Genomic DNA, 21,075 nt, shown 5'->3' on the forward strand with positions numbered 1-21,075 from the left:
TCTGAAAGGAAACCGCCATGGATTTCTCGGGCGAGTATCGCATTCCCGCGCCCCGGCAGAAGGTCTGGGAGGCGCTGAACGATCCGGCGATCCTGCAGCAGGCGATTCCCGGCTGCGAATCGCTGGAGAAGACCTCGGACACCGAGATGAAGGCCCAGGTGCGCATGCGCATCGGCCCGGTCAGCGCCAAGTTCGGCGGCAAGGTGACCTTGTCGGATTTCGATCCGCCCGCCTCGTACCGCATCTCCGGCGAGGGGCAGGGCGGCGCCGCGGGCTTCGCCAAGGGCGGCGCCGTGGTGAAGCTGGCCGAGGACGGCGCCGACACGGTGCTGAGCTATACCGCCGACGCCCAGGTCGGCGGCAAGATCGCCCAGGTCGGCGCGCGCCTGATCGAGGGCACGGCGAAGAAGCTGGCCGACGAGTTCTTCGGCAAGTTCGCCGAGCTGGTCGGCACGCCGGCCGAGGCCCAATCGGTCAGCGCGGCTGCCACGCCCGGTATGACGCCGGCCGTCGCGCAAGCGGCGCAACCGGCGACCTCGGCGACGCGCGGCATGAATCACTGGCTGATCATCGGCGCCGGCGCCGTCGTTCTGGTGATCGCCTGGCTGGCGATGCGCTGAAACCCACGTCGTCATCCCGAGCGCAGCGAGGGATCCAGCACGACCTGGATCCCTCGCTGCGCTCGGGATGACAGGTGCACGGTATCGAAGGCGTAATCGCATCGGCCATTTTCCTTGACCCACAACGCGCGTCCCCGCCATGCTGGACGCGCGAAATCGCGAAGGGCGTCCGTGAAGCGGCCTCGCGGCAGCCGGTAGGGAGAGACAGCATGACGATGTCCGTTGCCATGACCGTGAACGGCAAGACCGTCTCCGGCAACGTCGAGGCGCGCACGCTGCTGGTGCAGTTCCTGAGAGAAACGCTCGGCATGACCGGCACGCATGTGGGCTGCGACACCAGCCAGTGCGGCGCCTGCGTCGTGCATGTCGACGGCGTGTCGGTGAAGTCCTGCACCATCCTCGCCGTGCAGGCCGACGGCTCGAAGGTCACCACCATCGAAGGCCTCGCTGAGAGCCCCGAGAAGCTGCACCCGATGCAGGAGGCGTTCCGCGAGAACCACGGTCTGCAGTGCGGCTTCTGCACCCCCGGCATGGTGATGAGCGCCATCGACCTGGTGAAGCGCCACAACTACGCCGTCACCGAGGAGATCGTGCGCCACGGGCTGGAGGGCAATCTCTGCCGCTGCACCGGTTACCACAACATCGTGAAGTCGATCCTCGCCGGTGCGCAGGCGATGAAGGCCGCCGGCGTCTAGCCGGGAAGCAACCAACGAAAAGACCAGTGGCAATTGGCCCAGAGGGAGGAACCTATGGGTAACGTCAAGATCGGTGACCGGGTAACGCGCAAGGAAGACCGCCGCTTTCTCACCGGCTCCGGCCGCTACGTCGACGACCTGCAGCTGGCGCGCGTCACCTACGCGCACTTCCTGCGCTCGCCGCACGCCCACGCCAGGATCAAGAGCATCGACACGACGAAGGCCGCGGCCTCGCCGGGCGTCGTCGCCATCTTCACCGGCAAGGATGTCGCCGAGGCCAAGGTCGGCGGGCTGATCTGCGGCTGGGTGGTCAAGGACAAGCACGGCAATCCGCACAAGGCGCCGGCGCATCCCGCCATCGCCCTCGACACGGTGCGCCATGTCGGCGACACGGTGGCGATGGTGATCGCCGCGACCGCCGACCAGGCGCGGGACGCGGCCGAGAAGATCGAGGTCGACTACGACGTGCTGCCGGCGCAGATCGATCTCGCGACCGCACTCGACCCCAAGGCGCCGCAGGTCCATGCCGATGCGCCGGGCAATCTCTGCTACGACTGGGAGCTGGGCGACAAGGCCCAGGTCGACGCCGCCTTCGCCAAGGCCGCGCACGTCACCAAGCTCGACCTGGTGAACAACCGGCTGGTGCCCAACGCCATGGAGCCGCGCGCCTGCGCCGCCGAATACGACCGCGGCACCGGCAACTACACGCTCTACACCACCAGCCAGAACCCGCATGTCGCGCGGCTGGTGCTGTCGGCCTTCGTGCTCGGCATCCCCGAGCACAAATTGCGCGTCGTCGCGCCGGATGTCGGCGGCGGCTTCGGGTCGAAGATCTTCATCTACCCCGAGGAGACGATGTGCACCTGGGCGGCCGGCAAGATCGGCCGCTCGATCAAGTGGACGGCCGAGCGCAGCGAGTCGTTCATGACCGACGCGCATGGCCGCGACCACGTCACCCATGCCGAGCTGGCGCTCGACAAGGACGGCAAGATCCTCGCCTTCAAGGTCGACACCATCGCCAATCTCGGCGGCTACCTCTCGACCTTTGCCACCGCGGTGCCGACCTATCTCTACGCCACGCTGCTGGCCGGCCAGTACACGACGCCGGTGATCTACTGCAACGTGCGCGCGGCCTTCACGCACACCACGCCGGTCGATGCCTATCGCGGCGCCGGCCGGCCGGAGGCGACCTACGTCGTCGAGACCATCGTCAGCAAGGCGGCGCGCGAGATGAAGATCGACTCCGCCGAGCTGCGGCGGCGCAACTACATCGCCAAGGACGCCTTCCCCTACCAGACGCCGGTGGCGCTGACCTACGACTCGGGCAATTACGGCCCGATCCTCGACCAGGCGATGAAGCTCGCCGACTATGCCGGCGCCGATGCCCGCAAGGCGGCGGCCAAGGCCAAGGGCAAGCTGCGCGGCGTGGGCATCTGCTCCTACATCGAGGCCTGCGGCATCGCGCCGTCGGCGGTGGTGGGATCGCTCGGCGCCGGCGTCGGCCTGTGGGAGAGCGCGCAGCTCAAGTTCAACCCCACCGGCAATCTGCAGATCCTCACCGGCTCGCACAGCCACGGCCAGAGCCACGAGACGACCTTCGCGCAGATCGTCTCCGACAAGCTCGGCATCCCGCTCGACCAGATCGAGGTGGTGCACGGCGACACCGACAAGGTGCCGTTCGGCATGGGCACCTACGGCTCGCGCTCGCTGCCGGTGGGCGGCTCGGCGATCATGCGCGCGGCCGACAAGATCATCGCCAAGGGCAAGAAGGTTGCCGCGCACCTGATGGAGGCGTCGGAAGCCGACATCGTCTTCGAGAACGGCGCCTTCAAGGTCACCGGCACGGACAAGAACGTGCCGCTGGGCCAGGCGGTCTTCGCCGCCTACGTGCCGCACAACTACCCGGCCGATCTCGAGCCGGGCATGGACGAGAACGCCTTCTACGATCCGTCGAACTTCACCTATCCCTCGGGCACGCAGATCTGCGAGGTCGAGGTCGATCCCGATACCGGCAATGTCGAGATCGTCAACTTCGTCGCCGTCGACGATTTCGGCAACGTCGTCAATCCGATGGTGGTCGAGGGCCAGGTCCACGGCGGCATCGCCCAGGGCGTCGGCCAGGCGCTCATGGAGAACGCCGCCTACGACAAGGCGACCGGCCAGCTGCTGTCCGGCTCGTACATGGACTACACCATGCCGCGCGCCGACGACCTGCCGTCGTTCAAGCTCGGCTACGAAGTGACGCCCTGTCCGCACAACCCGCTGGGCGTGAAGGGCTGCGGCGAGGCCGGCGCGATCGCCGCGCCGGCGGCCGTGATGAACGCCGTGCGCGACGCGCTCAGTGCCGTCGGCGCCCAGGACCGCATCGAAATGCCGGCGACCCCGCAGCGCGTGTGGGCCGCGATCAACGCGCACTGACCCCACGCGCCCCGATCCAGGAGGAACTCCATGTACGATTTCGCCTACCACAAGCCGAAATCCGTGGCCGACGCGGTCGCCGCGGTGAAGAAGGCCGGCGAGGGCAAGTTCATGTCCGGCGGCATGACCCTGATCCCGACGCTCAAGCAGCGCCTGGCGCGGCCCTCCGACGTCGTCGATCTCGGCGCCATCGGTGATCTGAAGGGCATCAAGGTCGACGCCTCCAGCGTGACCATCGGCGCCATGACCAGGCACGCCGAGGTCGCGGCTTCGGCCGAGGTTGCCAAGGCGATCCCGGCGCTGGCGAAGCTGGCGGCCAATATCGGCGACGCCCAGGTGCGCAACCGCGGCACGATCGGCGGCTCGGTCGCCAACAACGACCCGGCGGCCGACTACCCGGCGGCGCTGGTGGCGCTGGGCGCCACGGTGCACACCAACGAGCGCAAGATCGCCGCCGACGACTTCTTCAAGGGCATGTTCGAGACCGCGCTCAAGGACGGCGAGATGATCACCGCCGTGAGCTTCCCGGTGCCGAAGAAGGCCGCCTACATGAAGTTCCCCAACCCGGCCTCGCGCTATGCCATGGTCGGCGTGTTCGTGGCCGACACGTCGGGCGGCGCACGCGTCGCCGTCACCGGCGCCGGCCCCGGCGTGTTCCGGGTCAAGGACATGGAAGCCGCGCTGGGCAAGAGCTGGTCGGCCGACTCGGTCGCCAGCATCAAGGTGCCGGCCGGCGGGCTCAACAACGACATCCACGCCAGCCGCGAGTACCGGGCGCATCTGGTGACGGTGATGGCCAAGCGGGCGGTGGCTGCCGCGGGTTGACGATGTCTATCTCGCCATCGCGAAGGGCCGGCTCTCTCGCCGGCCCTTTTTGATTGGCGCCAGCGATCGCCGTACACCTCGGGCAATCCGCTGTGGCGACTCTAGATCTTCAGGCGATCACCCAACACGCTGGCTATCAGAGCTCGATCCCATCTTTCGACAATGCGGTCGGCGTGGATGTCCAGTCCGTCGGATGAAGTCCATGCGACAGGCGGCTGAAGATCCAAGATGACATACACGATCCAGTCCGAATATCCGTCCTTGAGGATATCCTGTATCCCGCTCACCAGTTCACGCGTCAGGAACTCGAGCCGATAGATGGTGAGATTCTGGTCCGCGTACCCGCTCTCCTCATCGTAAAGAAAGTAGTCACCATTTGCGTGACTATCGCTCCTGCCATGTGCGCCTAGGTACGCGTCCAGCCGCTGATAGAGAGCGTCCCAGACCTCCGTGTCGGGCATGTCCGGCTCGTCTTTTGCCACCCAAGTGTCCTCGTGGCCGACCCAACCAATTGCATACGTACCCATCTCCTTACCGTGTGGCGTGATAATCCTGATATGGCTCGACCACTCGTCAGGCTTGTCCGGTACAGACATTCGAATGAGTTGGGCCCAGCGTCGGCACAGCGATATCGCAGCATCTTCGGAAAATTCCTCAGGAACGTGCACGTAGAAATTAGGTGTCTCAGGTTCCCAACCCGCCACGACTCTGACGGGGGCAGCGTCGGCGGCGAGCTCTGTCATCTGAGTGGCGATCGCCATGGTGTCGCGTCGTTTCATCGCTAGGGCAATCCTCTTTCTTCAGTGTCTCTTAATGGCTCTACTGCCTGTTGTTATTGAGATACTTGAGGTAGGCTCGAATTTCCGGGTGCTCATGAGTCATGATGTAGTCAAGTAATTCGTTGGCTTCAGCCTCAGTCATACTGTCCGCTTTTATTCCCTTTCTCTTCATCCAATCGTTAACAACCTCGGCTACGACGTCATTATATACTCGATGTTGGGTGTTATAGGTGTGAGACCTCGGCTTCAGGGGGCCGGTGGTGGCGCGCTCAAAGACCTTGAGCGCCCTGTCCGACAGTCCTAGGGATTTATAGACTTCCTTCGGGATGATGTGATGCCCGCCAGGTTTGAAAGGTCGGAAATTGGGGCTTCCCCTGGACGCTTCTCCAATCGTTCGTCCGGCGGCAGTACCTGTAGGAGAGAATGTTGCGGGCGCCTTTTGTGTCGGTGATCGTGGTGATGGACCGGGCTGGGAACTCGATGCTGACGGCGCCTTGGTTGCTGGGGGCGTGGCCGGCTTGGTAGGTGACGACTTCGGCTGGCCAAGGGCTCCGAGTGGAGCAGGAAGCGGAGGTATTGCGGGCTTTTCCCAAGGATCCGGACCGCCACCGCCGGCCGGTGGGCGTGACTGCACCGATGGAAGGGTGGGCCTGCCTGCCTTGTCTCTGTCCCGGTTTTGGACGAGCTGAAGACGCGGAGAGCCCGTTCGAGGATTGGGTATGTCGTGGAACCCTGCCGTTAGCGGCCGAGCGATCATCTCGGCGATGGCGAGATCGTGGGGGCTCTTCGCGTTGATTCTGCGCCAGGTGTCGATCTCCTCGACGAGAGCGGCGCGCCAATCGGCGACACTTTCAGCGGGTGTACTGGGCGATAGCAATTTTTCTGCGATTTGTAGGCCTCGCTTGATCGCGTAGACATTGTCCACGGTCGCGGAGTCGTTGCGACGGAGGCCGGCTTGCCAGTCGCGGAAGCGTTGCCACTGGGGCAGTGCTAGTTGCGCGACCAGAGGGACGAGATCGCGGCGCGCAAAGTCGTACGGCGCTTGTGTCATCTGCGTTGCCAGCAGGTCGACCAGCGCCGCATTCGGGGCGGGCTCAGTGCCGGCGGCGTTGTGGTCGAGGCGGGTCTCGATCGCCTGGCGGTGGTCGGCGTCGAGCGCCACCCAGTCGCGCACGGGAATCTGCGCGGGGTCGGTCAGGCCGTCCTTCAGCACGCGCGCCAGCACCTGCTCGGCCAGGGTCCGGGCGCGGGCCTCGTCGGCTGCGGCGACGCTGTGCAGGGTGCGGATGGTGGCGGCGCGCACCGCCGGGTCGACGATCGCTTCGGCCTGCCGCAGGCGCCATTGCGATACCGACGGTTCGCCGTCCGGAGGCGTGGCGTTGAGGATTTTCGCGCGGGCCTGCCGGGTATGCTCGCGCGTTTGCGCTTCGGCGAGCAACGCGTCGAGTGCGGCTCGGTCCTGATCCTCGATGTGCGCGGCGTAGCGGGTGCGCAGGTCCTTTGCACGCCCCGGATCGCGCTCGACCGCCGCCTCAATCGCCGCCACCAGCGTGTGGCTGGTCTGCCGGCGCAGCGTCGCCTCGGTCAGCGCGGAGTCCCAGTGGTGACGTTCAGCCTGCTCGTTGACCTCCGCGCGCGTGGTGCCCAGGGCACGGCGTAGCAGGGCGTCGTCGCTCCAGTGCAGACGGGCGTCGGCCTGCATCTGCGCGATGCGCCGTTCGCCGGCCTCGTCGTACCATCGGATGCGCTCGGCTTCGGTGTGGCGCTCGACCTGGGTGCTGAAGCTCGCCAGCCGGCGTTCGCTGAGGTCCCGCAGCATCTGGCGCTGGTCGTCGTCGACCATGGTCGCCATCTCGCGCGCCTGGGCCTCGCGGTAGGCGTCGATGACAGCCGGTGCCTTCGTCAGCGCATCCTGGCCCTGCAGGTTGAGGTAGCCAGTCTGCGGATCGAACAGCAGCGACTGCTCGGTCTCGCCAAGCCGTGCGTCGGCGCCCTTGACGATCGCCTCGTTGTCGCCAGCGAGGTGCTCGGACAGCACCGTGGCGACGCCGGCGGCGCCTTCGGCGGCCTGCAGGCCGAATTGCAGCTGAGGTGAGGGGCCGAACTGGCCGGCGATGGCGTCGATGGCAAGGTAGCCGCCGCCGGGCACGCCCTGCGTGCTCACGCCAAGCGGCTTGTAGGGTGGGATCCAGATTCTGCCGGCCATGCGCGTTCCGCTTCTGGGGCACGGCGCGGCGCCGTGGATCGGGCGCGCAGGATTCGCTGTGCCTTCGCGAGCAGGCTATGACGGGGCGCGCGGGAAGCCGATTTAAACCCCTACGCGTGTCGCCGACGGGGCTTTGGTCCCACGGAGAGAGGCAATATTTCCACCCCTACGCGTGTCGCCGTGGCCGGGCCGGCCCGGTCATGTATCGGGTGAAGGACATGGCAATGGCATGGCTGGTCGGCCGACTCGGTCATCGGCCGTGGATGTCACTTGGAAGGACCAGGGTCGTCACGCAGCCAGCCGCCTCTCATAGTCCTGCGCAAGACCCTCCAGCTGCCCCGCGCAATTGCCGCGGAACGACGGCCCATGCATGATCGCCAGCGTCTTCGGCTTCAGCGCGCCGAGCCGCCGCAAGGTCGGCGCCGAGTTCGGGCCGACATTGACGAAACCCATCGCGCGCTCGACCTGGATCGCCGGCGACACGACCTCGCTCTCGGTCAGCGCCGGCGCGGCGCCGACCTGGGTGAAGATGTCGCTGCTGAAGAGGGTGCTGGTGGTCTCCTCGTACATCATGCCGGCTTCCCAGTTGTGTGGCACGTGCGGCGTGTCGAGGCGGCGCAGGCGCTTGCCGCCGATGTCGAGCACCTCGTCGTCGGCCAGCACGCGCGCCTGGCGATCGCAGACGTCGCCGAGCCAGAGATTCACGCCCATGCGGCCGACCGCGGGCTGCGCCTGGGGCGCGGCGGCGAGGAACTGGTCGAGCCCGCCGCATTCGTCAGCCTCGACATGGCTGAAGCCGATCCAGCGCAGCTTGCCGATATCCGTCACCTTGCCGATCGCTTGGGACACGGCGGGGAAGAGGGCGCGCTGGCCGCAATGGAACAGGAAGGGCTCCTCGCCCATCACGAGGAACTGGTTGAAGGTGAAGCCGGTCGGGCCGACCTGCGGCAGGAAGGTCGAGATCCGGTAGATGCCGCTCTCGATCTCGTCGATGGTGGTCTGCATGGGGCAACTCCGCGCTACGGGCTGGTTCGCATACCTTCGGTATGTAAAAGACATATGGTATGGTGCCTGTCAATGACCAGGACGAGGCGCGAGGAATATTCCGAGGCGACGCGGCGGGCGCTGCTGGCGGCGGCGCGCGCGCTGTTCGCCAGGCAGGGGTACTCGGCTACCGGCATCGAGGCCGTGGTGCGCGCGGCGCGGGTGACGCGCGGCGCGCTCTATCACCATTTCGAGGACAAGCGCGCGCTGCTCGACGCGCTGGTGGTCGAGCTGCAGGGCGAGGCGAGCGTGAAGGTGCGCGAACGCGCGCTCAGCAAGCGCTCCCGGTGGGACAGCCTGGAGGCGGGGATCGAGGCCTATCTCGAGGCCTGCCTCGAGCCGGCGTTCCGCCGCATCGTGCTGCAGGACGCGCCGGCGGCGCTGGGCATCGCGCGCTGCCGCGAGATCGACTACGCCGAGGCGCTGGGCCCGATGGGCGCGGCGCTGGCGCGGCTCAAGCGTGACGGCGAGCTGAAGGTCGAGGACACCGGTCTGCTGGCGCGCATGCTGGCGTCGATGACCTGGGAGATCGCCCTGCTGCTGGGCGACGCGGAGGATCCGCAGACCCTGCGACGCCATGCGCAGCGCATCATCAAGCGCGTGCTGGGCGCGTTTCGCGTTCCACCCCCGTCATCCTGACTTTGATCTTACCTTCCCCCGGAGGGGGAAGGTGGCGCGGAGCGACGGATGGGGGATGTCGAAGACGGACTCCGGCGTTCGTCTTCGACATCCCCCATCCGCCCTTCGGGCACCTTCCCCCTCCGGGGGGAAGGTAAAGCTGCCGACGACCCCAAAGTGTTACTCAGCGGCCAGTGCGGGCACGGCGGCGGGAGCGGGAACAGGGAGGGCCTCCTGCGCCGGCTGCTGCCGGCGCACCCGGAACCACGCCGCGTACAGCGCCGGCAGGAAGATCAGGGTCAGCGCCGTCGCCACCAGCAGGCCGCCCATCAGCGCGATCGCCATCGGGCCCCAGAACACCGAGCGCGACAGCGGCACCATCGCAAAGATGGCGGCGGCGGCGGTCAGAAGGATCGGCCGCGAGCGGCGCACCGTCGCCTCGACGATGGCGTCGTAGGCCGAGCGGCCGGCGCGCATGTCCTGGTCGATCTGGTCGACCAGGATCACCGAGTTGCGCATGATCATGCCCGACAGCGCGATCACGCCCAGCAGCGAGACGAAGCCGAAGGCGGAGTCGAACACCAGCAGCGCCAGCGACACGCCGATCAGCCCCAGCGGCGCCGTCAGGAACACCAGCGCCAGCTTCGAGAAGCTCTGCAGCTGCAGCATGAGGAAGCCCAGCATCAGGAACAGCATCAGCGGCATCAGCACGAAGATCGAGCCCTGGCTCTTGGCGCTCTCCTCGCTGTCGCCGCCGACCTCGATGCGATAGCCCGAGGGCAGCGACGCGCGCAGCGGCGCCAGCGCCTTGTCGATGCGCGCGGTGACGTCGGGACCCTGCACGCCGTCGGCCACCATGGCGCGCACGGTCATCAGGGTCTCCTTGTTGCGCCGCCACAGGATCGGCTCTTCCAGCTCGTATTTCAGCCGCGCGATCTGGCCCAGCGGCACCGGGCCGTTGGCGCCGCGCACGGTGATGCCGTCGAGATTGTCGAGGCCCAGCCGTTCGGGCGCCACGGCGCGCGCCACGACGTCGATCAGCTCGTCGCCCTCGCGGAACTGCGTCACGGTCGTGCCCGACAGCAGCGTGTGCAGCGCCTGGCTGAGGTCCTGCGGGTTGACGCCCAGCGCGCGCGCCTTGGCGTGATCGATGTCGAGCCGCACGGTCTTGCTGAGCTCGAACCAGTCGAAGTTGATGTCACGCGTATCGGGGTCGGCCTTGAACACCGCGCGCACGCGCTCGGCGACGGCGCGGATCTCCTGCGGATCCTGGCCCAGCACGCGAAACATCACGGGATACTGCACCGGCGGACCGTTCTGCAGGCGCTGCACGCGCGCGCGCACCGCCGGGTAGTCTGTGTTGAACAGCGCCTCGAGCTCGGCGACCAGCCTCTCGCGCTCGGCCAGACCCTTGCTCATCACCACGAACTGGCCGAAGGCGGGGTTCTTCAGCTCGGGGATGGTCGGCAGGTAGAAGCGCGGCGAGCCGCCGCCGACATAGGCGACGTAGTTCACCACGTTCTCGTTGTGCGACAGCCAGGCCTCCAGCCGCTTCACCTCGGCCTCGGTCGCGGCATAGGAGGATTGCTCGGCCAGGCGCAGATCGACGATCAGCTCGGGCCGGTTGGCGGTCGGGAAGAACTGCTTCTGCACGAACTGGAAGGCGAACAGCGAGCCCATGAAGGACGCCACGGTGACGCCGATCACCAGCCAGCGATGGTCGAGGCACCAGGCGACGGCGCGGCGGAAGGCGCGGTAGAGCGGGCGGTCGTAGGGATCGTGATGGCCGTCGGCGTGCGGCCTGGGCGTCGGCAGCAGGCGGTAGCCGATGAACGGCGTGAAGATCACGGCGACGAACCACGACACGACCAGCGCGATCGCCGTGACCCAGAAGATGGCGTTGGTGTACTCGCCGGCGCTGGAGCGTGCGAAGCCCACCGGCACGAAGCCGGCGGCGGTGATCAGGGTGCCCGTCAGCATGGGGAACGCCGTGGAGGAATAGGCGTAGCTCGCCGCCTCCATGCGCGAATGACCCTGCTCGAGCTTCACCATCATCATCTCGACGGCGATGATCGCGTCGTCGACCAGCAGGCCGAGCGCGATGATCAGCGCGCCCAGAGAGATGCGGTGGAAGTTGATGCCCATCAGCTCCATCGCCGTGAAGGTGATGGCCAGCACCAGCGGCACGCACAGCGCCACGACGATGCCGCTGCGCAGGCCGAGGCTGACGAAGCTCACCGCCAGCACGATGCCCAGCGCCTCGATCAGGGCGAAGATGAACTCCGAGAAGGAGCGGTCGACCACGTCGGGCTGGAAGGCGACCTTGTGCACGGTGATGCCCACCGGCAGCTCGTCCTGGATGGCGGCCATCTGCGCGTCGAGCAGCTTGCCCAGCGCCTGCATGTTGCCGCCGGCGGACATCACGATGCCCAGGCCCAGCGCCGGCCTGCCCATGAAGCGCATGCTGAAGCTGGCGGGATCCTGGTAGCCGCGACGCACCTCGGCGACGTCGGCGATGCGCAGGGTGCGGCCGCCGACATTGACCGGGATCTCGCCGATCGCCTGCGCGGTCGCCGGTGCGGCGTCGATGCGCAACGCCACGCGGGAGGAGGGCGTCTCGATCACGCCCGCCGAGGCCATCGCGTTCTGCTTCTGCAGCGCCTCGAAGAGCTGGCTCATGCTGATGCCCAATGTCGCCAGCCTGACATGCGAGAACTCGAGATGGATGCGCTCGTCCTGGGCGCCGAAGATGTCGGCCTTGGCGACGTCGGGCACGCGCAGGAGGCGCAGCCGGATCTTCTTGATCAGCGCCTTCATCTCGGCCGGCGCGTAGCCGTCGCCCTCGAAGGCCCAGATCACGGCGTAGGTGTCGCCGAACTCGTCGTTGAAGAACGGTCCCAGCACGCCCTGCGGCAGGCTGCCCCGGATGTCGCCGACCTTCTTGCGCACCTGGTACCACAGGCCGGCGACTTCCTTCGGCGGCACGCTGTCCTGCAGGTTGACGTAGATCACCGCCTCGCCCGGCCGCGAGTAGGAGGTGACGTTGTAGATGTAGGGCAGCTCCTGCAGCTTGGTCTCGATGCGGTCGGTGACCTGCTGCTCCATCTCGCGCGCGGTGGCGCCGGGCCACGCCACCGAGACCACCATCTGCTTGATGGTGAAGGGCGGATCCTCGGCGCGGCCGAGATTGAGGAACGACAAGGTGCCGGCGATGCTCAGCACGATCAGCATGAAGAGCGTGAGCGTGCGGTGCTCCAGCGCCCAGGTGCTGAGGTTGAAGCGGTGCGACATGGTGGCTGTCCGGAGTTGTCGTCCTGAGCGGAGCGAAGGACCTAGGGCTGCGTGCCCGAGATACCGCTGGATCCTTCGCTGCGCTCAGGATGACGGGGTGATCAGCGGCTGGCGCTTTGCGCCACGGCCGAGTCGGCGGTGGTCGGCCGGGCCTGCGGCTTGACGCGCTGGCCAGCCTCGAGCTTGTGCACGCCCACGGCGACCACGAGATCGCCGTCGGCGAGGCCGGCGGAGATCAGCGCAGTGTCGTCGCGCCAGCGCGCCACCGTGACGGGCCGCAGGCTGAGCGCACCCGAAGCCTTGTCGACGAGCCACACCGCGGGGCCGGTGCCCTGCTGGAAGATCGCCGTCAGCGGCACCTCGGCGACCCGCTCGCGCGAGCCGCGCTCCAGGGTCAGGGTCGCCGTCATGCCCATGGCGATCAGCGCCGGCCGCTCGGTGATGGTGAAGCGCGCGGCGTAGGTGCGGGTCATGGTGTCGGCCATCGGCGCCAGCTCGCGCATCGTGGCGCCGCGCACGACGCCCGGCTCCGACCACAGCTCGTAGGCGACGCGCTCGGCGCCGCCCAGCATCGCCAGGCGCTGCTCCGGCACGTCGACACGGATCTCCAGCTCGTCCAGCCGCGCGATCTTCGCCACCTGCTGGCCGGCCGACACGACCTGGCCGACCTCGATCATCAGCGCGGTGACGATCCCGTCGTTGTCGGCGCTGAGCGTGGTGTAGGCGAGATTGTTGGCGGCGGTGTCGAGCTGCGCCTTTGCCTGCTCGTGCCGCGCCTGCGCCGCGTCGGCCAGCGCCTGGCGCTGGTCGAGCATCTGCGGCACGAAGGCCGCCGTGCCCTTCAGCCCGACATAGCGTTCGAGATCGGCCCTGGCGCGCACCGCCTCGGCTTCGGCCGCCGCCAGCGCGGCGCGGGCATTGTCGAGCGCCAGCCTGTGGTCGGCGGTGTCGAGGCGGGCGATCGGCTGGCCCGCGGTGACGCGGCCGCCGATCTCGACCAGGCGCTCGACGATCTTGCCGGGGACGCGGAAGCCGACGGTCGTTTCGTAGCGGGGCGCGACGGTGCCGGCCAGCGTCAGCCGCTGGGTCTGGCTGCGCAGGGTGATCTCCTGCACCCGGGCCGGCCGGACGGGAGCGGCCTTGGCCGGAGCAACCGCGGGGGGCGTCGGTTGTTTGCTGGGGTAGGCGAACAGCATGAAGCTGACGCCCCCGGCGAGGCTGACCGCGAGGACGGAACCGATCACCGCAACGATCCGCTTACGCATGGCAGCACTCCCGGGTAAACTACCGTTCAGTCATTGCAGACTGATCTGAATATCGTTAACTTACCGACGTTAACTGATCAAGTCCGGGCCCGCCCGCAAGAGGAACAAAATGACAAATGTGGCAGCGCACTCTGTCGCACCCCTTGGCCGCAAACGCCGCGGCGAAGGGCATACGCGACGCGAGGAAATCCTGGCGGCGGCCAAGGCGCTGTTCATCGAAGAGGGGTATGGGGCAACGACGATCCGAAAAATCGCTGAGCGCGTAGGGGTTTCAGCGCCGGCCTTGTACCTTTACTTCAAGGACAAGGACGAGATCATGCTGGCACTCTGCGACCAGACCTTCGGTCACTTGATCGAACTCTTCCAAACCATTGAATGCGTTGACTGTCCTCCCCGTGAACGGCTGCGGCGGATGGGCGAGGCTTACATTCGGTTTGGGCTAGAACATATTGGAGAATATAGGCTTTTCTTCATGGAAGAGCAGGCGCCCGAGCCCGTGCGCCATACCGGCCACCGCGGCGACATCAGCGATCCCGACCAGCCCGGCATCAAGGGCGCCATCGCCTTCTCCCTGCTGGAGCGGCAGTTCATCGAGCTGGAGCAGAGCGGCGTGAAGCTGCCGCACCCGCCGGTGACCAGCGCCGAGCTGGCCTGGATGGCCTGTCATGGGCTGGTGGCCGCCTTCATCAACGAGCCCGACTTCCCGTGGTCGGACCGCCAGGCGCTGATCAGCGGCATGGTCGACCTGACCGTGCGCGGGCTGGCGCCCGCTCAGTAGGTCGCGCGGCCGCCGGAAAGGTCGAAGACCGCGCCGGTGTTGAAGCTGCACAGCGGCGAGGCCAGCCAGGTCACCAGCGCGGCGGCTTCCTCGACCGTGGCGAAACGGCCCATCGGGATCTTCGACAGCATGAAATCGATGTGCTGCTGGGTCATCTGCTTGAACAGGTCGGTCTTGATCGCCGCCGGGCAGATGCAGTTCGCCAGCACACCCGAGTTCGCCAGCTCCTTGCCCAGCGACTTGGTCAGGCCGATCACGCCGGCCTTGGACGCGGAGTAGGCCGAGGCATTGGGGTTGCCCTCCTTGCCGGCGATCGAGGCGATGTTGACGATGCGGCCCCAGTTGCGCGCCACCATTCCAGGTACCACGGCGCGGTTGGTGAGGAAGACGCCGGTCAGGTTGATGTCGATCACCTGCCGCCAGGCCTGCACGTCGTAGTCGGCCACCGACGCGTTGGGCCCGGTGATGCCGGCGCTGGCGACCAGGATGTCGACGCCGCCCAGCCGCGTCTCGGTGTCTGACAGGGCGCCCGCGACCGAACGATCGTCGGCGACATCGACCGCGACAGCGACGGCACCGGCCAGGGCCTTCGCGGCCTCCTGGGCGACGGCCTCGTCGCGATCCCAGATCGCGATCCGCGCGCCGGCCGCCTGCAGGGCCTGGGCGCAGGCGAACCCGATGCCACGCGCGCCGCCAGTTACCACCGCGATCCTGCCCTTGAGCGCCTCGCCATACATGACCATGTCCCTCCCGAGCCTTAGCCGCCCGCGACCATAGCAATCGGCGAAGCCTTGCCGCTAATATCCTCGCGGTTTCTTCTTTCCGACAAATCAACGAGTTCGATGCCCGCTCCCATTCCCGCCTCGATCGACGCCATGGTCGAGCTCCTGCGCCAGGGCGACTACATCGCCGACCGCAGCCTGGCCACGGTGCTGTTCCTCGCCCTCAAACGCGGCCGGCCGCTGTTCTGCGAGGGCGAGGCGGGCGTCGGCAAGACCGAGATCGCCAAGGTCCTGGCCCAGACCTTGGGCCGCAAGCTGATCCGCCTGCAATGCTACGAGGGCCTCGACGCGGCCTCCGCGGTCTACGAATGGAACTACGCCCGGCAGATGATCGAGATCCGCCTGGCCGAGGCGCAGGGCGCCGTCGATCGCGACCAGCTCGGCAGCGACGTGTTCAACGAGAGATTCCTGATCCGCCGCCCGCTGCTGGAAGCGCTTCAGCCGGATCCGAACGGCGCGCCGGTGCTGCTGATCGACGAGCTCGACCGCACCGACGAGCCGTTCGAGGCCTATCTGCTGGAGGTGCTCTCCGACTTCCAGGTCTCGATCCCCGAGCTCGGCACGGTGAAGGCGCCGCAGCCGCCGATCGTGATCATCACCTCCAACCGCACGCGCGAGATCCACGACGCGCTCAAGCGCCGCTGCTTCTATCACTGGGTCGACTATCCCGACGCGGCGCGCGAGCGGCAGATCCTCGCCACCAAGGCGCCCGAGGCGCCGGCGGCGCTGGCCCGCCAGGTCGTGGGCTTCGTCCAGCAGCTGCGCAACATGGACCTGTTCAAGTCGCCCGGCGTCGCCGAGTCGATCGACTGGGCGCAGGCGCTGTCGGAGCTCAACGTGCTCGACCTCGATCCTGCGGTGATCGACTCCACGCTGGGCATCCTGCTGAAGTACCAGGACGACATCCAGCGCATCCAGGGCAGCGAGGCCGCCGCCATCCTCGGCCGCGTCAAGAGCGAGATGGCGGCGCTGCCGGCCGCCTGATCCCCGCGATGTCCGAGGTCGTCCGCTCCCTGCCCAAGGCGCCGGCCGAGCCCAAGCTGGTCGTCAACATCATGAACTTCGCCCGCACCCTGCGCGCCGCCGGCCTGCCGATCGGGCCGGGCCGCGTGCTGGAGGCGGTGAAGGCGGTCGAGGCGGCCGGGCTGCAGCGGCGGGAAGACTTCTACTGGACCTTGCACAGCGTCTTCGTGAACCGCCGCGATCAGCGCGAGATCTTCGACCAGGCGTTCCACGTCTTCTGGCGCAATCCCAGGCTGCTCGAGAAGATGATGGCCATGATGCTGCCGCAGATCGACGGCGGCCTCGACGAAGACGAGCAGAAGAAGCAGCTCAGCCGCCGCCTGCAGGAAGCGTTGCAGGCCGGTCGCGGCCAGGCGCCGGAGGAGGATCCCGAAGAGCCGCCGAAGATGGAGCTCGAGGCGACGCTGACCTTCTCCGACCGCGAGCTCTTGCAGAAGCGCGACTTCGAGCAGATGTCGGCGGCCGAGATCGCCGAGGCGCTGCGCGCGATCAAGCGGCTGCGCCTGCCGATCCCCGATCGCCGCATTCGCCGCACGCGCCCGTCGGCCCATGGTCATCGCATCGACATGCGCGCCACCCTGCGCGCCTCGCTCAAGCCGCATGGCGCCATCGAGCTGCACCGCAAGGAACCGCGCCGCCGTCCGCCGCCGCTGGTGATCCTCTGCGACATCTCCGGTTCGATGAGCAAGTACAGCCGGATGTTCCTGCATTTCATGCATGCGCTGGCGAGCGATCGCGACCGGGTATTCAGCTTCACCTTCGGCACGCGGCTCAACAACGTCACCCGCGCGCTGCGAGACAAGGATGTCGATATCGCCCTTGCCAAGGCCAGCGCACAGGTCGAGGACTGGTCGGGTGGCACGCGCATCGGCGCCACCCTGCACGAGTTCAACCGGCTGTGGTCGCGCCGGGTGCTCGGGCAGGGCGCCGTGGTGCTGCTGATCACGGACGGGCTCGACCGCGAGGGCGCGGCGGGCCTGCCGGAGGAGATGGAGCGGCTGCACAAATCCTGTTCCCGGCTGATCTGGCTCAACCCGCTCTTGCGCTACGAGGGCTATGAGCCAAAGTCATTGGGCAATCGGGCGATGCTGCCGCACGTCGACGACTTCCGGCCGGTGCACAATCTCGAAAGCCTCGCCGATCTGGTGGCGACGCTGAGCGAGCCGGCGCACCGCGGCGGACAGAAGATGGCGGACTGGCGCGATCGCGCGCGGGCCGCATGAGAGTTCAGCTCTGTCATCCCGAGCGCAGCGAGGGATCCAGGGCAGACCTGGATCCCTCGCTGCGCTCGGGATGACAGTGAGCGGTCAGGGTAAGGTTGGTGTGAGATGGAGGGCACGATGAACCCGGCTCAGGAAGACATCCTCGGCGCGGTGCGCCAGTGGAAGGACGCGGGCAAGGACGTGGCCCTGGCCACCGTGACCTTGACCTGGGGCTCCTCGCCGCGACCGGTGGGCAGCCAGCTCGCCATCGACGAGGCCGGCAACATGGTGGGCTCGGTGTCCGGCGGCTGCATCGAGGGTGCCGTGGTCAAGGAGGCGCTCGACGCGATCAAGGACGGCAAGCCGCGCCTGCTGGATTTCGGCGTCACCGACGAGCAGGCCTGGGATGTCGGCCTGGCCTGCGGCGGCAAGGTGCAGGTCTTCGTCGAGAAGGTGGACTGACCATGAAGCTCTCCACCCTCGATGCCCTGCAGGCCGCGCGCGCGGCGCGCCGGGCGGTCGTTCTCGTCAAGCGCATCGCCGATGGCGAGGAGGCGCTGATCTTCAGGGACCGTGCCGAGGGCGCGCTGGCAAATGACGCTGCCGCGCTGTCGGCCGGCCGTGCCGCTTTGGAGTCGGGCCGCAGCGAGACGGTCGAGACCGGCACCGGCAAGCTCTTCGTGCAGGCCTTCATCCCGCCGCAGCGCATGATCGTGGTCGGCGCCGTGCACATCGCCCAGGCGCTGGTGCCGATGGCTGTCATGACCGGTTTCGACGTGACGGTCATCGACCCGCGACGCGCCTTCGCTACCGACAGCCGCTTCCCCGGCGTCACGGTGCTGACCGATTGGACGGACGAGGCGATGGAGCAGCTGAAGCCCGATTCGGCGACCGCCGTCGTGACCCTGACGCACGATCCCAAGCTGGACGATCCGGCGCTGATCGTGGCGCTGAATTCGGACGCCTTCTATGTCGGCTCGCTGGGCAGCCGCAACACCCACGCCAAGCGCAAGGCGCGGCTGACCGAGGCCGGCATCGGCGATGCGCAGTTCGCGCGCATCCACGGGCCGATCGGCCTCGATCTCGGCGGCCGCTCGCCGGCGGAAATCGCGATCTCGATCCTGGCGCAGATCATCCAGGTGCGTTCGGCGCAGGCCGCGGAGCGCGAGCCGCGCGAACGCGCGGCCTGATCCCATGCAGTTCGGCGAGATCGCGATCGACGAGGCGGCCGGCGCGATTCTCGCGCATGCGCACCGCGAGGGGCGCATCAACTTCGCCAAGGGCCGGCGGCTGTCGGAGCTCGACGTCGCTGCCCTGAAGGCCGCCGGCGTGCGGCAGGTGATCGGCGCCAAGCTGGCGCCCGACGACGTGCACGAGGATGAGGCGGCGCGCGTGATCGCCGAGGCGGTGATGGGCAATGGCCTCACCGCGACCGCGCCCTTCACCGGTCGCGCCAATCTCTTTGCCGTGGCGCCCGGCGTGGTGGTCGCCGACCAGGCGCGGCTCGACGCGCTCAATGACATCGACGAGTCGATCACCATCGCGACCCTGCCGGCCTATGCCACGGCCGAGGCGAAGCAGATGGTCGCGACCATCAAGATCATCCCGTTCGCCGTGCCGCGCGCCTCGCTCGATCGGGCGCTGGCGGTGGTGCGCCAGGGCGGGGCCATGGTGTCGGTCGCCCCGTTCCGCGCGATGAAGGCGGGGCTGGTGCAAACCAGCCTGCCTGGCACGCGCGCCAAGGTGCTCGACAAGACCAGCGAGACGACACGCGCGCGCATGGCCGGGCTGGGCGGCGCGCTCGCCGGCGAGCGGCGCGTGGGCCACCACGAAGGCGAGATCGCCGACGCTTTGAAGGAACTCGCGGCCGAGGGCTGCGATCTGTTCCTGATCGCCGGCGCCTCAGCGATCGTCGATCGTCGCGACGTGGTGCCTGTCGGCATCGAGAAGGCCGGCGGGCGCATCACGCATTTCGGCATGCCGGTCGATCCCGGCAACCTGCTGTTGATGGGCGAGCTCGACGGCAAGCCGGCGATCGGCCTGCCGGGCTGCGCCAAGTCGCCCAAGTTCAATGGCTTCGACATGGTGCTGCAGCGCCTGGCCGCCGACCTGCCGGTGCGCCGCAGCGAGATCGTGCGCATGGGCGCGGGCGGCCTGCTCGAGGAGACCACGATGCGTGGCGTGGCGCGCAGCGGCGAGGCGGGCGAGGGCAAGAGCGAGGCGCAGCGCGCGCCGCGCATCGCCGCGCTGATCCTCGCGGCCGGCCGATCGAGCCGCATGGGGCCGTCCAACAAGCTGCTGGCCCAGATCGACGGCGCGCCGATGGTGGCGCGCGTCGTGCGGGCCGCGATGATGTCGCACGCCGTCTCGGCCACGGTCGTGCTCGGCCACATGGCCGACGAGGTCCGCCAGGCCGTGGCGAGCCTGGGCGACATCGCGCGCAATGTGCGCTTCGTCGAGAATCCCGACTATGCCCAGGGGCTCAGCACCTCGTTGAAGGTCGGCATCGGCACTCTGCCTGATGATGTCGATGGTGCGTTGGTGTTGCTGGGCGACATGCCGGCGGTGACGCCGCCGCAGCTCAACAAGCTGATCGCCGCCTTCAATCCGGTCGAGGGCCGCTCGATCTGCGTGCCGACAGTCGCGGGCAAGCGCGGCAACCCGGTCCTGTGGGGCAAGCGGTTCTTCGCGGAGATGGGCCATGTGTCGGGGGATACCGGCGCGCGCCATCTGATTGGCGAGCATGCCGACCAAGTCTGCGAGGTGCCGATGGACGGTGAGACCTCGCCCGATGGCGTGCTGGTCGACCTCGACACGCCCGAAGCGCTGGCTGCCTTCCAGGCACGACGTGCTTGACGTCCGGGGCGGAGCAGGAAATAATTGAGCGTTCGCTTATTTATGTCGACTGAGTCCATCCATGGAGGAGGGAAGTCGTCATGGCCTACGTGGTCGCTCAGGAATACATCCGCCGTCAGGACTCCGACGGCGTGACCCACTACATCGACAAGCAGAACGAGGAGATGTCCTGCGCGCTCGCCAGCATAGGCATGATGTGGGACATGTCGCGCCAGCAATGCGGCGTGACCGACGAGACCGGTTACAAGGCGATTTCCGGCCTCTTCTCCGGCTCTCTGCTGCAAAGCCAGCTCAACGGCGACAACTACGGCCTGGGCAACGGCACGGTGGACACCAACATCACGCCGACCCTGCGGGCCTCGGGCATCAGGGTGAGCGTCGACACCGGCGACATGGATCCGACGGCCTCGACCTATGGCTTCGCCTGGCAGAAGGACCGCATCCGCACGCGCTATCCGGCGCTGATCCTGGTCGGCTGGTATCGCGGCACCGGCTCGGCGATGACGCGCAACGGCGGGCATTTCATCGTCGCCGCCCGGACCACCAGCAAGGGCTGGGTCGTCATCCTCGACCCGTATCGCGGCACCTTGCACGAACTGCACGGTAGCCGCGGTCGATACATTAATCATGGTCTGCGCGGCTGGATCGACCATATATGGTACACGGGCTGAGG

Annotated in this window: 18 protein-coding genes; 12 read left to right on the plus strand and 6 right to left on the minus strand. The window is 67.7% G+C overall.

The genetic code is table 11. The annotated features are described in order from the left end of the window. The first annotated feature begins 17 nt into the window (after nt 1–17). The 4 genes from KF889_15715 (at nt 18) to KF889_15730 (ending at nt 4,558) form a co-directional block, all read left to right on the plus strand. Nucleotides 18–620 carry a carbon monoxide dehydrogenase subunit G gene (locus KF889_15715; protein MBX3500889.1) on the plus strand — a complete coding sequence of 201 codons (603 nt, stop codon included), beginning with the start codon at nt 18–20 and terminating at the stop codon, nt 618–620. Between the two features lie 209 nt (nt 621–829). Further along, the gene (locus KF889_15720) at nt 830–1,315 is read left to right on the plus strand and encodes a (2Fe-2S)-binding protein (protein ID MBX3500890.1); all 486 of its coding nucleotides are present in this window, start codon (nt 830–832) and stop codon (nt 1,313–1,315) included. Nucleotides 1,316–1,369: 54 nt separating this feature from the next. Continuing rightward, entirely contained in the window at nt 1,370–3,733 is a 2,364-nt protein-coding gene (locus tag KF889_15725; protein ID MBX3500891.1) for a xanthine dehydrogenase family protein molybdopterin-binding subunit, read from the plus strand. A 30-nt stretch (nt 3,734–3,763) separates the two neighbouring features. After that, on the plus strand, nt 3,764–4,558 hold the full coding sequence (locus KF889_15730; protein MBX3500892.1) for a xanthine dehydrogenase family protein subunit M: 795 nt from the start codon (nt 3,764–3,766) through the stop codon (nt 4,556–4,558). A 101-nt stretch (nt 4,559–4,659) separates the two neighbouring features. On the opposite strand, the gene KF889_15735 is transcribed toward KF889_15730, so the two are convergent. From KF889_15735 to KF889_15745, 3 genes are all read right to left on the minus strand, one after another. Beyond that, a complete protein-coding gene (locus KF889_15735) occupies nt 4,660–5,337 on the minus strand; it encodes a hypothetical protein (protein ID MBX3500893.1) in 678 nt (225 codons plus the stop codon). A gap of 40 nt (nt 5,338–5,377) precedes the next feature. After that, a complete protein-coding gene (locus KF889_15740) occupies nt 5,378–7,543 on the minus strand; it encodes a hypothetical protein (protein ID MBX3500894.1) in 2,166 nt (721 codons plus the stop codon). 288 nt (nt 7,544–7,831) lie between these two features. Further along, the gene (locus KF889_15745) at nt 7,832–8,548 is read right to left on the minus strand and encodes an MBL fold metallo-hydrolase (protein MBX3500895.1); all 717 of its coding nucleotides are present in this window, start codon (nt 8,546–8,548) and stop codon (nt 7,832–7,834) included. A 72-nt stretch (nt 8,549–8,620) separates the two neighbouring features. Here KF889_15745 and KF889_15750 point away from each other — a divergent pair, with 72 nt between their 5' ends. Then, nucleotides 8,621–9,226 (plus strand): helix-turn-helix transcriptional regulator, encoded by a 606-nt coding sequence (locus tag KF889_15750; protein MBX3500896.1) that lies wholly within the window; start codon nt 8,621–8,623, stop codon nt 9,224–9,226. A 159-nt stretch (nt 9,227–9,385) separates the two neighbouring features. On the opposite strand, the gene KF889_15755 is transcribed toward KF889_15750, so the two are convergent. After that, nucleotides 9,386–12,496 (minus strand): efflux RND transporter permease subunit, encoded by a 3,111-nt coding sequence (locus KF889_15755; protein ID MBX3500897.1) that lies wholly within the window; start codon nt 12,494–12,496, stop codon nt 9,386–9,388. A 101-nt stretch (nt 12,497–12,597) separates the two neighbouring features. Then, nucleotides 12,598–13,761, minus strand: a complete 1,164-nt coding sequence (locus KF889_15760) for an efflux RND transporter periplasmic adaptor subunit (GenBank protein MBX3500898.1) — start codon at nt 13,759–13,761, stop codon at nt 12,598–12,600. Between the two features lie 109 nt (nt 13,762–13,870). On the opposite strand from KF889_15760, the gene KF889_15765 reads away from it, so the two are divergent. Continuing rightward, nucleotides 13,871–14,539: a TetR/AcrR family transcriptional regulator gene (locus KF889_15765; protein MBX3500899.1), complete on the plus strand. Its 669-nt coding sequence runs from the start codon at nt 13,871–13,873 to the stop codon at nt 14,537–14,539. Here the strand turns inward: KF889_15765 and KF889_15770 are convergent. Beyond that, on the minus strand, nt 14,533–15,276 hold the full coding sequence (locus KF889_15770) for an SDR family oxidoreductase (protein ID MBX3500900.1): 744 nt from the start codon (nt 15,274–15,276) through the stop codon (nt 14,533–14,535). The two genes, KF889_15765 and KF889_15770, sit on opposite strands and share 7 nt — an antisense overlap. A 105-nt stretch (nt 15,277–15,381) precedes the next feature. Between KF889_15770 and KF889_15775 the strand changes: the two genes are divergently transcribed. From KF889_15775 to KF889_15800, 6 genes are all read left to right on the plus strand, one after another. Beyond that, nucleotides 15,382–16,305 carry a MoxR family ATPase gene (locus KF889_15775; protein ID MBX3500901.1) on the plus strand — a complete coding sequence of 308 codons (924 nt, stop codon included), beginning with the start codon at nt 15,382–15,384 and terminating at the stop codon, nt 16,303–16,305. 8 nt (nt 16,306–16,313) lie between these two features. Next, nucleotides 16,314–17,567 (plus strand): VWA domain-containing protein, encoded by a 1,254-nt coding sequence (locus KF889_15780; GenBank protein ID MBX3500902.1) that lies wholly within the window; start codon nt 16,314–16,316, stop codon nt 17,565–17,567. Nucleotides 17,568–17,684: 117 nt separating this feature from the next. Next, nucleotides 17,685–18,008 carry an XdhC family protein gene (locus KF889_15785; protein MBX3500903.1) on the plus strand — a complete coding sequence of 108 codons (324 nt, stop codon included), beginning with the start codon at nt 17,685–17,687 and terminating at the stop codon, nt 18,006–18,008. A 2-nt stretch (nt 18,009–18,010) separates the two neighbouring features. Beyond that, nucleotides 18,011–18,736: an XdhC family protein gene (locus KF889_15790; GenBank protein ID MBX3500904.1), complete on the plus strand. Its 726-nt coding sequence runs from the start codon at nt 18,011–18,013 to the stop codon at nt 18,734–18,736. A gap of 4 nt (nt 18,737–18,740) precedes the next feature. Continuing rightward, on the plus strand, nt 18,741–20,402 hold the full coding sequence (locus KF889_15795; protein ID MBX3500905.1) for a molybdopterin-binding/glycosyltransferase family 2 protein: 1,662 nt from the start codon (nt 18,741–18,743) through the stop codon (nt 20,400–20,402). A gap of 80 nt (nt 20,403–20,482) precedes the next feature. Beyond that, nucleotides 20,483–21,073 carry a hypothetical protein gene (locus KF889_15800; protein MBX3500906.1) on the plus strand — a complete coding sequence of 197 codons (591 nt, stop codon included), beginning with the start codon at nt 20,483–20,485 and terminating at the stop codon, nt 21,071–21,073. The last annotated feature ends 2 nt before the right edge of the window (nt 21,074–21,075 follow it).

The organism is Alphaproteobacteria bacterium, assembly GCA_019635875.1.
GTDB lineage: Bacteria > Pseudomonadota > Alphaproteobacteria > Reyranellales > Reyranellaceae > JAFAZJ01.

Coding starts and splice junctions, on each gene's coding strand:
- KF889_15750 (MBX3500896.1), top strand. CDS start 8,621: ATGACCAGGACGAGGCGCGAGGAATATTCCGAGGCGACGCGGCGGGCG.
- KF889_15790 (MBX3500904.1), top strand. CDS start 18,011: ATGAAGCTCTCCACCCTCGATGCCCTGCAGGCCGCGCGCGCGGCGCGC.
- KF889_15730 (MBX3500892.1), top strand. CDS start 3,764: ATGTACGATTTCGCCTACCACAAGCCGAAATCCGTGGCCGACGCGGTC.
- KF889_15720 (MBX3500890.1), top strand. CDS start 830: ATGACGATGTCCGTTGCCATGACCGTGAACGGCAAGACCGTCTCCGGC.
- KF889_15765 (MBX3500899.1), top strand. CDS start 13,871: ATGACAAATGTGGCAGCGCACTCTGTCGCACCCCTTGGCCGCAAACGC.
- KF889_15740 (MBX3500894.1), bottom strand. CDS start 7,543: ATGGCCGGCAGAATCTGGATCCCACCCTACAAGCCGCTTGGCGTGAGC.
- KF889_15785 (MBX3500903.1), top strand. CDS start 17,685: ATGAACCCGGCTCAGGAAGACATCCTCGGCGCGGTGCGCCAGTGGAAG.
- KF889_15760 (MBX3500898.1), bottom strand. CDS start 13,761: ATGCGTAAGCGGATCGTTGCGGTGATCGGTTCCGTCCTCGCGGTCAGC.
- KF889_15780 (MBX3500902.1), top strand. CDS start 16,314: ATGTCCGAGGTCGTCCGCTCCCTGCCCAAGGCGCCGGCCGAGCCCAAG.
- KF889_15795 (MBX3500905.1), top strand. CDS start 18,741: ATGCAGTTCGGCGAGATCGCGATCGACGAGGCGGCCGGCGCGATTCTC.
- KF889_15725 (MBX3500891.1), top strand. CDS start 1,370: ATGGGTAACGTCAAGATCGGTGACCGGGTAACGCGCAAGGAAGACCGC.
- KF889_15775 (MBX3500901.1), top strand. CDS start 15,382: ATGCCCGCTCCCATTCCCGCCTCGATCGACGCCATGGTCGAGCTCCTG.
- KF889_15735 (MBX3500893.1), bottom strand. CDS start 5,337: ATGAAACGACGCGACACCATGGCGATCGCCACTCAGATGACAGAGCTC.
- KF889_15755 (MBX3500897.1), bottom strand. CDS start 12,496: ATGTCGCACCGCTTCAACCTCAGCACCTGGGCGCTGGAGCACCGCACG.
- KF889_15800 (MBX3500906.1), top strand. CDS start 20,483: ATGGCCTACGTGGTCGCTCAGGAATACATCCGCCGTCAGGACTCCGAC.
- KF889_15715 (MBX3500889.1), top strand. CDS start 18: ATGGATTTCTCGGGCGAGTATCGCATTCCCGCGCCCCGGCAGAAGGTC.
- KF889_15745 (MBX3500895.1), bottom strand. CDS start 8,548: ATGCAGACCACCATCGACGAGATCGAGAGCGGCATCTACCGGATCTCG.
- KF889_15770 (MBX3500900.1), bottom strand. CDS start 15,276: ATGTATGGCGAGGCGCTCAAGGGCAGGATCGCGGTGGTAACTGGCGGC.